Here is an 11,222-nt window from a genome sequence, read left to right on the forward strand (position 1 = left end):
AAATCAATTTGTACCGTTTTATGAGATTTGTCGTTGACGAGCAGCCGATTGATGGTTAGATTCTGATCAGGTTTCGTTATTCGGAACTTTTTGTACCACAAAAACATCAATCGGCGGCGCGCCGAGGAGGACCCGATGAGCACCCCAGAGAGCCAAGACACCCGCAGCGTCGTGCAGGGCAAGCAGACCATGACCCCCTCGGAGGCCTTCGTCGAGACCCTGGTCGCCAACGGCGTGACCGACATGTTCGGCATCATGGGCTCGGCGTTCATGGACGCCATGGACATCTTCGCCCCGGCCGGCATCCGGCTGATCCCGGTGGTCCACGAGCAGGGCGCCGCCCACATGGCCGACGGCTATGCGCGGGTCTCGGGCCGCCACGGCACGGTGATCGGCCAGAACGGCCCGGGCATCTCCAACTGCGTGACCGGCATCGCCGCGGCCTACTGGGCGCACAGCCCGGTGGTCATCGTCACCCCCGAGGCGGGCACCACCGGCATCGGCCTGGGCGGCTTCCAGGAGTGCCACCAGCTGCCGATGTTCCAGGAGTTCACCAAGTACCAGGGCCACGTCACCCACCCGGCGCGCATGGCCGAGTACACCGGCCGCTGCTTCGACCGGGCGATGGCCGAGATGGGCCCGACCCAGCTCAATATCCCGCGCGACTACTTCTACGGCGAGATCGAGTGCGAGATCCCCCAGCCCTCGCGAGTCGACCGTGGCCCGGGCGGTACCAAAACCCTCAACGAGGCCGCCGAGCTGCTGGCCAAGGCCGAGTTCCCGGTGATCGTCTCCGGCGGTGGGGTGGTGATGGCCGACGGCGTCGAGGCCTGCCAGGCGCTGGCCGAGCGGCTGGGGGCGCCGGTGGTCAACAGCTACCAGCACAACGACTCCTTCCCGGCCAGCCACCCGCTGTGGTGCGGGCCGCTGGGCTACCAGGGCTCCAAGGCGGGCATGAAGCTGATTGCCCGGGCCGACGTGGTGGTGGCGCTGGGCACCCGGCTGGGGCCGTTCGGTACCCTGCCGCAGCACGGCCTGGACTACTGGCCGCAGGACGCCAAGATCATCCAGATCGACGCCGACCACAAGATGCTGGGGCTGGTGAAGAAGATCGCGGTGGGCATCTGCGGCGACGCCAGGGAAGCCGCCGAGGCGCTCACCGAGCGCCTGGCCGGCCGTACGCTGGCCTGCGATGCCAGCAAGGCCCAGCGTGCCGAGCGGATCGCCAGCGAGAAGGCGGCCTGGGAGCGCGAGCTCGACGAGTGGACCCACGAGACCGACCCGTTCAGCCTTGACGCCATCGACGAGGCCGAGGGCGAGACGCCGTTCTCCGGCGGTGAGTACCTGCATCCGCGTCAGGTGCTGCGCGAGCTGGAGAAGGCGATGCCCGAGGACGTGATGGTCTCCACCGACATCGGCAACATCAACGCCGTGGCGCACAGCTACCTGCGCTTCGACAAGCCGCGCAGCTTCTTTGCGCCGATGAGCTTCGGCAACTGCGGCTATGCGCTGCCGACCATCATCGGCGCCAAGGTGGCGGCGCCGCACCGGCCGGCGATCGCCTACGCCGGCGACGGTGCCTGGGGCATGAGCCTGATGGAGACCATGACCGCGGTGCGCCACGAGATCCCGGTGACCGCGGTGGTGTTCCACAACCGCCAGTGGGGGGCGGAGAAGAAGAACCAGGTGGAGTTCTACAACCGGCGCTTCGTGGCCGGCGAGCTGGACAACCAGAGCTTCGCCGCGATCGGCCGGGCGATGGGTGCCGAGGGCATCACCGTGGACCGGCTCGAGGACGTGGGGCCGGCGCTGCGGAAGGCCATCGACCTGCAGATGACCGAGGGCAAGACCTGCATCCTCGAGATCATGTGCACTCGCGAGCTGGGCGACCCGTTCCGCCGCGACGCGCTGAAGACGCCGGTGCGGCTGCTGGAGAAGTACCAGGACTACGTCTGAGGCCAGACCGTCCAGTGGAAGTGGTCTTCCCCCGGCAGTGCCGGGGGTTTTTTCTCCAGGGCTATGTGATGCCCGAGTGCAGGAGGTCTGTGACATGAAAGCACTGAACCGGATACTCGATCGTGCCCGCCACTCGCCCCGACGCATCGCGCTCTGCGAGGGGGAGGACGAACGCATTCTCCGAGCGGCCGTCAGGGCGGCCAAGGATGGCATCGCCCGCATCCTGCTGGTAGGGGATCGTCAGGCGATCACCTCGACGGCGGCCACCCACGGGGTCGACCTGGCAGGAGTCGAGCTGATCGATCCTGCCGACTCTTCCCTGACCGGCTCATTGGCAGAGGCGCTCCATGCGCTGCGGGAAAGGAAGGGGATGACGCGCGAGCAGGCCGCGGAGGCGGTACGCGAGCCGCTGTGCTTCGCCAACCTGCTGGTCCGTGAAGGTCATGCCGATGGCTGTGTCGCCGGCGCCGTGCACACCACGGCCGATGTGGTACGCACGGCGATCCAGCTTCTTGGGGTGGCACCGGGGTGTCGGTTGGTGTCCAGCTTCTTTCTGATGATGCTGTGCCAGCCGTTCCATAGCCTGAAAGGGGGCATCATCTTCTCCGACTGCGGCCTGGTCATCGAGCCGGATGCCGACGAGCTGGCGGATATCGCCATGGCGGCGGCCGACAGCGCCGAGTCGTTGCTGGGCGAGCCACCGCGGGTGGCCATGCTGTCGTTCTCCACCAGTGGCAGTGCCCGCCACGGTAACGTGGAGAAGGTCGTGCAGGCCGCACGGCGGGTCAAGGCGCAGCGTCCGGCCCTGGCCATCGACGAGGATGTCCAGCTCGATGCCGCCATCGTCGCCGAGATCGCCGAGCGCAAGCTGCCGGACTCCCGGGTCAGGGGCAATGCCAATGTACTGATCTTTCCCGACCTGGAGGCCGGCAACATCGGCTACAAGCTGGCCGAGCGCATCGGCGGCGCCGAGGCTATCGGCCCGTTGCTGCAGGGGCTGGCCAAGCCGGCCAATGACCTGTCTCGGGGTTGCAGCGTCGACGACATCTACCACGTCATTGCCGTGACCACGGTGCAGGCCCGGGCGGCCGAGAGTCGCCGCCGGTCGGCTGGTGGCGACTGAGGCCATGGGTGTCGAGCACCTGCTGCCGTTTCTGGGGATTGCCGCCCTGGCCGGCTACTTCCAGACGGTGACCGGCTTCGGCCTGGGCATGATCGTGATGGGGGCGACCAGCGGGCTGGGCATCGCCCCGGTGGCCTCCGTCGCTGCCGTGGTCAGCCTGATGACGCTGATCAACTGCCTGGTGGCCCTGCCCGGCAGGCTGCAGCACATCGACTGGCCGTCGGTGCGGGCGGCCGGCCTCGGCATCGTGCCGATGATCGTGGCAGGGGTGCTGTTGCTCGAGTACCTCAGCGGCAGCGCCGCCTCGCTGCTCAGGCTGCTGTTGGGGCTGGTCATCCTCTACGGTGGTGCGAGCCTGCTGCTGCGGCCGAGCCGTCAGATCACTCTCTCTCCGCGGCGCAGTTTCGCCCTGTTCGGTGGCCTCTCCGGCCTGCTGGGGGGGCTGTTCGGTATCGCCGGTCCGCCACTGATCTATCACTGCTACCGTCAGCCCATCGAGCCGGTACGCATCCGTAACCTGCTGATTCTGCTCTTCGCTGTGACCTCCGGCGTACGTACCCTGTTCGTGGTCTCCCAGGGGCAGATGAACACCGAGATCCTGCTGCTCACGGCCTGGTCGGTCCCGGTCATCGCCCTGGCGACCTATCTGGGGCGTCGTTTTCCCCTGCCGTTTGCTCCGCTGGCGATGCGGCGGATCGCCTTCTTCGTGCTGATGCTGATCGGCATGAGTCTGATTCTGGCGGAGCTCACCTGAGGCAGCGATCGTGTGGTGGGGCATGCCTGAGTATGACTCAGGGCTTCGCCCGGTCCGACGGCGCCGCGGTGGCACTGGTGGAGGGCATCGGCCGGGCGGTGCGGGGTCGGTAGTCGGTGATCTCGCCGCTGGCCAGTTTGCGGTGGTAGCGCTTCAGTTCCTGCTTGATCACCGGTGCCAGCAGGTAGATGCCGAGGATGTTGGGCACGCAGATCACGAACACCAGGGCATCGGAGAGCTCGAGCATCGACTGCAGCTGGATCATCGAGCCGATCACGACGAAGCCACAGAACAGCAGCTTGAACAGGTTGCGCCCCAGCCGCCCCTCGCCGAACAGGTAGCTCCAGCCCTTGAGGCCGTAGTAGGACCAGGAGATGGCGGTGGAGAAGGCGAACAGCAGGGCCGCCACCGACAGCGGCAGCGGAAACCAGGCCACGTTGCGCTCGAAGGCCCGTGAGGTCATCTCGATGCCGCCGGCGCCGTCGGTGAGGGCCGGGTCGTAGTAGAGCGTGGTGACGATCACCAGGCCGGTCAGACTGCAGATGATGATGGTGTCGACCAGGGGCTCGAGCAGCGAAACATAGCCTTCGGTCATCGGCTGTCGAGTGCGCACTGCGGCATGGGCGATGGCCGATGAGCCGATACCGGCCTCGTTGGAGAATACTGCCCGCTGGAAGCCGATGATGATGGCGCCCAGGGTGCCGCCGGCGACCCCTTCGGGGGTGAAGGCGCCCTGGAAGATGGCACCGATGGCGTAGGGAATGGCCTCGGCGTTCATGGCGAGGACCAGCAGCGCCATGCTGCAGTAGAGCAGGGCCATGACGGGCACCACCTTCTCGGTGACCCGGGCGATCGACTTGATGCCGCCGATGATCACGATGCCGATCAGCGCGGCCATGATCAGGCCGAATAACCAGCCCTTGTCGGCGAACCAGCTGGCCTCGGCGCCGCCGGTGACATTGACGAACTGCATGAAGGCCTGGTTGGACTGGAACATGTTGCCGATCCCCAGGCAGCCGATCACGATCCCCACCGCGTAGAACCTACCCAGGGCGCGCCCCAGGCGCGGCAGGCCGCGCTCGGCCAGGCCGCGGGCGAGATAGAACATCGGCCCGCCGGAGACGCTGCCGTCGGCATTCTGGCGGCGGTAGTGGGTGGCCAGGGAGCACTCGACGAATTTGGTCGACATGCCCAGGAAGCCGGCCAGCACCATCCAGAACAGCACGCCGGGGCCGCCCAGGGAGATCGCGATGGCGACCCCCCCGATGTTGCCGATCCCCACGGTACCGGAGACCGCGGTGGCGAGTGCCTGGAAGTGCGAGACCTCCCCCTGGTCGCCGGGGTGAGCGTAGTCGCCGCGCACCAGCTTGAACGCATGGCCGAGGCCACGCACGTTGATGAAGTTGAAATAGACGGTGCAGAAGACCGCACCGGCCACCAGCCACAGCACCACCAGCGGCAGCTCGGCGCCGAACAGGGGAAGGCTGAAGAAGATCAGCGAGGAGAACAGTGAGGCCACGGGGGCGATCAAGGCCTCGGCGGCCTGGTCGATGCTGGCCGCCTGAGCGCTGGAGGCGGCACCCAATAGCGGCAGGGCTAGCGAACAGGCCAGTGGACGCGGCGGGGGGAGGCTCGTAGGCATGGAGGACTCGCGGATCCTTGTGATTATTGTTCGGAAAGCCGTGGGCCAGCCAGGCGCATGCCACCTTGTGTGGCAATATCCGTGGTGCGCGGGCCTAGGGCCTTCCACCGGTCGCGATCTGTTGTCGCTGTCGTTATGACACTAGCAGGGCCGGTTCACTAACCGTTGGGGCCAGTTGGAAGACAGTGATGGGACCTGTGGCCGGCAACGAATGGCGGAGGCAGAAACCGGCGGCGTCGGCCCGGCGGCCGATCAGTCCCCGTCACCCGTGCTCAGCCGCCACTGGGCAGGGTCGGTCGGCAGCAGTGCCGCGATCGCCGCCGTGGCAATCACATGGGTGGTGTCGTTGTCCGGGTCGTGGACGTTCAGCCCGCCGCGCACGACGCTGACCTCGGCCCGGCCGCGGGGCAGTTCGGCCGTGACCACGTCCAGGTCGACCCGCTCCGGCTCCTGCACGCCGATGGTGACCTGCACGCGCATCTCCCGGTGGTCGTAGCCCAGCGACTTGAACAGCACGATGGAGGAGTGGTGCAGCGCGTCCTGCACCGCGCGGCAGGCCGCCTTGGTGTAGTCGCCGCCGTACAGGTCGTTGCCGGTCCCCATCTCGAGGATGATACGACGCTCAGTCATGGTTGGGCTCCATGTCGAAGGAGACGATGACGGCGGCATTGGCGATCACGGTGAGCCCACTGCCGTCGGGCTTGGTGACGTCGAGTCCGCCCTTGACCAGGGTGATCGAGGGCTGGCCATACGGGAAGATATCGAGCAGGGCGGCAACATCGACGGCATCGGGGTGCTGCACGCCGACCTCGACATCGATCAGCATCGCCTGCTTGGGAAAGCCGAAGGCATCGGCGACGTTGAGCGAGTTGTGCCACAGCGCATCGCGAATCGCCCGCGCCGCGGCTGCGGTGTAGTTCCGGCTGCGGATCGAGGTGCCCATGCCGAACTGGGTCACCATCCGGGTCTTGGCCATGTGAGTTGCCCCGTGGTTGTGTGTAGAGAAGCGGGCCGGCTCCGGCCTCAGCGCCGGTGGCCGCCCGCGATGAGAGTGACGATGTCCTGGAACAGGGCTCCGTCGAGGGCCTGCGACATATCGGTGGCAAGCGAGCGGCGATAGAAGGGGCTGAGGTCCAGGCCCACGCCGAGCCCGAGGATCTCCACCTCGCCCTCCCGGGTGCGCCGCGCCACGACGTCCTTCAGGTGGTTGTCCAGGTAGAAGCCGTCGTTGGCCAGGCCGGTGGCGCTGTCGGCCGGGCAGCCGTCCGAGATCACGACCAGGATGCGCCGCGTTTCACTGCGCGCGAGCAGCCGGTTGCAGGCCCAGTCCACCGCCTCGCCGTCGATGCCCTCGCGGAAGAGGTCGGGCTTGAGCAGGGCGGCGATATCGGTACGCGCCCGCCGCCAGTGGCGGTCGGCGCTCTTGAACACCAGGTGGCAGACCTCATTGAGCCGCCCGGGGCCGGGGGGCCGGCCGTGGCTCATCCACTCCCGGTAAGGGCGGCCACCGTTCCAGGCCCCGGTGGTGAAGCCGAGCAGCTCGCTGCGCGCGCCGATCATCTCCAGGGCGCGGATCAGGCTCTCGGTCATCATGGTGACCGGCTCGGTATGGTGCTTCATCGACCCCGAACAGTCGATCAGGAAGCTGACGACGCAGTCGGCCGTCGGCTTGTATTGCTCACGGCAGAACAGGCGTCGCTCGGTGGGTGAGCTGACCAGCTGGGCGAGGCGGCGGCCGTCGATGCGCCCCTCTTCCTCGCCGAACCGCCAGCCGTCGCGGTGAGGCTCGGCGAGCACGGCGCCGAGCAGGCGCGCCAGGCGTGGCAGGTTGATGGCCTGCTCGGCAATGCGCTTGTCCAGGCGCTCACGGTATTCGTCGAGCAGCGCCCGACGTACCAGGCGGCCGGCCGCCACCTCGCGGTCGAAACGCGTGGTGTAGACGCGATAGGCCAGGGCGGCCTCCTCGAACACCTTGCTGGTGCCGGTTGCCGCGGTGGCCATGCCGTCATCGTCGCCCTCGTCCTGGTCGAAGTCGAGCAGCAGGGCAAAGCCGTGCCTGGCTTCGTCTTCGGCGGCCTCGTCGTCGTCTTCCGCGGCGGCGCGTGCGGCCCGCACCCGCTCACCGACGAGGCGAGCGATCGCCAGCGCATGGGGCCCAAAGGCCTGCTGGTCGTCGCGGTGGCGACGGATGCCGGCCAGAGCACTGCCCAGTGCACCGACCAGCGTCACCCGCATGCTCTCGATGGCGTCCTCGGTCTCCTCCAGCACGGGCCGGGCCGTCAGTCGCGACCAGCACATCTGGGCCACGCAGTAGAGCAGCATGCCGATGCTACCCTCGGTCAGCCCCGAGCGATGGAAGGCGCGCGACCAGTTCTCGAAGCGATGCCGCAGGTTGTCGGCCATGCCGGGCATGTCCGCCGGTACCCGGGTCTCCACCCGCAACTGCTCCAGCAGCTCGAAGACCAGGCGCTCGATGGGGTCGTCGGGACTCAGGCGGCGATGCAGCGCCGGATCGGAGTGCAGCAGGCGCAGCGCCATGCCATCGGCGGCAGCGCGGCAGTCGGCCAGGGCGTCCTGTTCGGGGTCGATGTGCAGGTGGGGGGCGTGGATGGGCAGCCGGGTTTCCCCCCGGTAGAGGCGTCGCCCGCGGTAGTGCAGATCGGCATCGCCGGTGAGCGCGCGCAGGGTGGCCGCACACAGCTCCTCGACCTTCTGCTGCCGCCGCGCGAGCTGCTGGGCGCTCGGGGTCATGACGGGGTCGCCTCGTGAATCCAGGATTCGTCCAGCTCCTCGCCGAAGCAGCGCTGATAGTACTCGGCCACGGTATGGCGCTCGGCCTCGTCGCACTTGTTGAGAAACGACAGGCGGAAGGCGAGGGCGGGGTTGCGAAAGATCTCGCAGTTCTCCGCCCAGGTGATCACCGTGCGCGGCGACATCAGCGTGGAGAGGTCGCCGGCGGCGAAGCCCTTACGCGTCAGGTCGGCCACCGCGACCATGGCATCGATGAGCCTGCGCCCCTTCTCGTCGTTCTTGCTCGGCACCCGCGCCAGCACGATGGCGGCTTCCTCCTCGTGGGGCAGATAGTCGAGGTTGGCGACGATGTTCCAGCGGTCCATCTGGGCGTGATTGAGCACCTGGGTGCCCTGGTACATCCCCGACAGGTTGCCCAGGCCCACGGTGTTCGAGGTGGCGAACAGGCGGAAGTGGGGGTGGGGATCGATCACCCGGTTCTGGTCGAGCAGCGAGAACTGGCCGTCGCGCTCGAGGATACGCTGGATGACGAACATCACGTCGGGGCGGCCGGCATCGTACTCGTCGAAGATCAGTGCCACCGGGCGTTGCAGCGACCAGGGCACGATGCCTTCCTGGAACTCGGTCACCTGCAGGCCGTCGCGCACCACGATGGTGTCCTTGCCCACCAGGTCGAGGCGGCTGATATGACCGTCCAGGTTGACCCGCAGGCAGGGCCAGTTCAGCCGCGCCGCCACCTGCTCGATATGGGTCGACTTGCCGGTGCCATGCAGGCCCTGGACCATCACCCGCCGGTTGCGGGTGAAGCCGGCGAGGATCGCCAGGGTGACGTCCGGGTTGAACCGATAGGCGTCATCGATCTCGGGGACATACTCGCTGCGTTCGCTGAACGCCGGCACCTGCAGATCACTGTCGATGCCGAAGAGTGCCCGGGCTGACAACCGGGTGTCGGGTCTGGCGTTGATGAGGTCTGTCATTGCTGCCTCCTCGGCCCGCCTGGGGGCGCTGGCCGTTGGTGCGTGGCCTTGTCTCGGTGGCTGGCGCCCATGGGTCGCCAGTGCGTCGGGGCAGCATACACAGATTTCTTAAAATAAATCAATTTGTACCGTTTTATGAGATTTGTCGTTGACGAGCAGCCGATTGATGGTTAGATTCTGATCAGGTTTCGTTATTCGGAACTTTTTGTACCACAAAAACATCAATCGGCGGCGCGCCGAGGAGGACCCGATGAGCACCCCAGAGAGCCAAGACACCCGCAGCGTCGTGCAGGGCAAGCAGACCATGACCCCCTCGGAGGCCTTCGTCGAGACCCTGGTCGCCAACGGCGTGACCGACATGTTCGGCATCATGGGCTCGGCGTTCATGGACGCCATGGACATCTTCGCCCCGGCCGGCATCCGGCTGATCCCGGTGGTCCACGAGCAGGGCGCCGCCCACATGGCCGACGGCTATGCGCGGGTCTCGGGCCGCCACGGCACGGTGATCGGCCAGAACGGCCCGGGCATCTCCAACTGCGTGACCGGCATCGCCGCGGCCTACTGGGCGCACAGCCCGGTGGTCATCGTCACCCCCGAGGCGGGCACCACCGGCATCGGCCTGGGCGGCTTCCAGGAGTGCCACCAGCTGCCGATGTTCCAGGAGTTCACCAAGTACCAGGGCCACGTCACCCACCCGGCGCGCATGGCCGAGTACACCGGCCGCTGCTTCGACCGGGCGATGGCCGAGATGGGCCCGACCCAGCTCAATATCCCGCGCGACTACTTCTACGGCGAGATCGAGTGCGAGATCCCCCAGCCCTCGCGAGTCGACCGTGGCCCGGGCGGTACCAAAACCCTCAACGAGGCCGCCGAGCTGCTGGCCAAGGCCGAGTTCCCGGTGATCGTCTCCGGCGGTGGGGTGGTGATGGCCGACGGCGTCGAGGCCTGCCAGGCGCTGGCCGAGCGGCTGGGGGCGCCGGTGGTCAACAGCTACCAGCACAACGACTCCTTCCCGGCCAGCCACCCGCTGTGGTGCGGGCCGCTGGGCTACCAGGGCTCCAAGGCGGGCATGAAGCTGATTGCCCGGGCCGACGTGGTGGTGGCGCTGGGCACCCGGCTGGGGCCGTTCGGTACCCTGCCGCAGCACGGCCTGGACTACTGGCCGCAGGACGCCAAGATCATCCAGATCGACGCCGACCACAAGATGCTGGGGCTGGTGAAGAAGATCGCGGTGGGCATCTGCGGCGACGCCAGGGAAGCCGCCGAGGCGCTCACCGAGCGCCTGGCCGGCCGTACGCTGGCCTGCGATGCCAGCAAGGCCCAGCGTGCCGAGCGGATCGCCAGCGAGAAGGCGGCCTGGGAGCGCGAGCTCGACGAGTGGACCCACGAGACCGACCCGTTCAGCCTTGACGCCATCGACGAGGCCGAGGGCGAGACGCCGTTCTCCGGCGGTGAGTACCTGCATCCGCGTCAGGTGCTGCGCGAGCTGGAGAAGGCGATGCCCGAGGACGTGATGGTCTCCACCGACATCGGCAACATCAACGCCGTGGCGCACAGCTACCTGCGCTTCGACAAGCCGCGCAGCTTCTTTGCGCCGATGAGCTTCGGCAACTGCGGCTATGCGCTGCCGACCATCATCGGCGCCAAGGTGGCGGCGCCGCACCGGCCGGCGATCGCCTACGCCGGCGACGGTGCCTGGGGCATGAGCCTGATGGAGACCATGACCGCGGTGCGCCACGAGATCCCGGTGACCGCGGTGGTGTTCCACAACCGCCAGTGGGGGGCGGAGAAGAAGAACCAGGTGGAGTTCTACAACCGGCGCTTCGTGGCCGGCGAGCTGGACAACCAGAGCTTCGCCGCGATCGGCCGGGCGATGGGTGCCGAGGGCATCACCGTGGACCGGCTCGAGGACGTGGGGCCGGCGCTGCGGAAGGCCATCGACCTGCAGATGACCGAGGGCAAGACCTGCATCCTCGAGATCATGTGCACTCGCGAGCTGGGCGACCCGTTCCGCCGCGA

At 67.5% G+C, this 11,222-nt stretch carries 9 protein-coding genes; 4 read left to right on the forward strand and 5 right to left on the reverse strand.

The features are described from left to right. The first annotated feature begins 135 nt into the window (after positions 1-135). The 3 genes from xsc (QLQ85_RS03560) (at position 136) to QLQ85_RS03570 (ending at position 3,833) form a co-directional block, all read left to right on the forward strand. Positions 136-1,956: a sulfoacetaldehyde acetyltransferase gene (xsc, locus tag QLQ85_RS03560; RefSeq protein WP_282737714.1), complete on the forward strand. Its 1,821-nt coding sequence runs from the start codon at positions 136-138 to the stop codon at positions 1,954-1,956. A 94-nt stretch (positions 1,957-2,050) separates the two neighbouring features. Next, positions 2,051-3,079 carry a phosphate acetyltransferase gene (pta, locus tag QLQ85_RS03565; protein ID WP_282737738.1) on the forward strand — a complete coding sequence of 343 codons (1,029 nt, stop codon included), beginning with the start codon at positions 2,051-2,053 and terminating at the stop codon, positions 3,077-3,079. 4 nt (positions 3,080-3,083) lie between these two features. Beyond that, the gene (locus QLQ85_RS03570) at positions 3,084-3,833 is read left to right on the forward strand and encodes a TSUP family transporter (protein WP_282737739.1); all 750 of its coding nucleotides are present in this window, start codon (positions 3,084-3,086) and stop codon (positions 3,831-3,833) included. A 37-nt stretch (positions 3,834-3,870) separates the two neighbouring features. On the opposite strand, the gene QLQ85_RS03575 is transcribed toward QLQ85_RS03570, so the two are convergent. From QLQ85_RS03575 to QLQ85_RS03595, 5 genes are all read right to left on the reverse strand, one after another. Next, positions 3,871-5,475: an alanine/glycine:cation symporter family protein gene (locus QLQ85_RS03575; RefSeq protein WP_282737740.1), complete on the reverse strand. Its 1,605-nt coding sequence runs from the start codon at positions 5,473-5,475 to the stop codon at positions 3,871-3,873. 252 nt (positions 5,476-5,727) lie between these two features. Continuing rightward, complete coding sequence (locus QLQ85_RS03580; protein ID WP_282737741.1) at positions 5,728-6,105, reverse strand: Lin0512 family protein; 378 nt, start codon at positions 6,103-6,105, stop codon at positions 5,728-5,730. Continuing rightward, positions 6,098-6,451 (reverse strand): Lin0512 family protein, encoded by a 354-nt coding sequence (locus QLQ85_RS03585; RefSeq protein WP_282720151.1) that lies wholly within the window; start codon positions 6,449-6,451, stop codon positions 6,098-6,100. Before QLQ85_RS03585 ends, QLQ85_RS03580 begins: the two co-directional genes overlap by 8 nt. A gap of 47 nt (positions 6,452-6,498) precedes the next feature. Next, positions 6,499-8,226: a cobaltochelatase CobT-related protein gene (locus QLQ85_RS03590; protein WP_282737742.1), complete on the reverse strand. Its 1,728-nt coding sequence runs from the start codon at positions 8,224-8,226 to the stop codon at positions 6,499-6,501. Further along, a complete protein-coding gene (locus tag QLQ85_RS03595; RefSeq protein WP_282737743.1) occupies positions 8,223-9,203 on the reverse strand; it encodes an AAA family ATPase in 981 nt (326 codons plus the stop codon). The genes QLQ85_RS03590 and QLQ85_RS03595 overlap by 4 nt, the downstream gene beginning before the upstream one ends. Before the next feature lie 250 nt (positions 9,204-9,453). Between QLQ85_RS03595 and xsc (QLQ85_RS03600) the strand changes: the two genes are divergently transcribed. Continuing rightward, positions 9,454-11,222 (forward strand): sulfoacetaldehyde acetyltransferase (gene xsc, locus QLQ85_RS03600; protein WP_282737744.1); only part of this gene is annotated, 1,769 nt, incomplete at its 3' end.

The sequence above is a fragment of the Halomonas kalidii genome (genome assembly GCF_030010475.1).
Lineage (GTDB): Bacteria > Pseudomonadota > Gammaproteobacteria > Pseudomonadales > Halomonadaceae > Halomonas > Halomonas heilongjiangensis.

Bases quoted from the DNA above. Each gene is read 5' to 3' on its own strand.
- xsc (WP_282737714.1), top strand. From the start codon at position 136: ATGAGCACCCCAGAGAGCCAAGACACCCGCAGCGTCGTGCAGGGCAAG.
- QLQ85_RS03585 (WP_282720151.1), bottom strand. From the start codon at position 6,451: ATGGCCAAGACCCGGATGGTGACCCAGTTCGGCATGGGCACCTCGATC.
- QLQ85_RS03575 (WP_282737740.1), bottom strand. From the start codon at position 5,475: ATGCCTACGAGCCTCCCCCCGCCGCGTCCACTGGCCTGTTCGCTAGCC.
- QLQ85_RS03570 (WP_282737739.1), top strand. From the start codon at position 3,084: ATGGGTGTCGAGCACCTGCTGCCGTTTCTGGGGATTGCCGCCCTGGCC.
- QLQ85_RS03580 (WP_282737741.1), bottom strand. From the start codon at position 6,105: ATGACTGAGCGTCGTATCATCCTCGAGATGGGGACCGGCAACGACCTG.
- QLQ85_RS03590 (WP_282737742.1), bottom strand. From the start codon at position 8,226: ATGACCCCGAGCGCCCAGCAGCTCGCGCGGCGGCAGCAGAAGGTCGAG.
- QLQ85_RS03595 (WP_282737743.1), bottom strand. From the start codon at position 9,203: ATGACAGACCTCATCAACGCCAGACCCGACACCCGGTTGTCAGCCCGG.
- pta (WP_282737738.1), top strand. From the start codon at position 2,051: ATGAAAGCACTGAACCGGATACTCGATCGTGCCCGCCACTCGCCCCGA.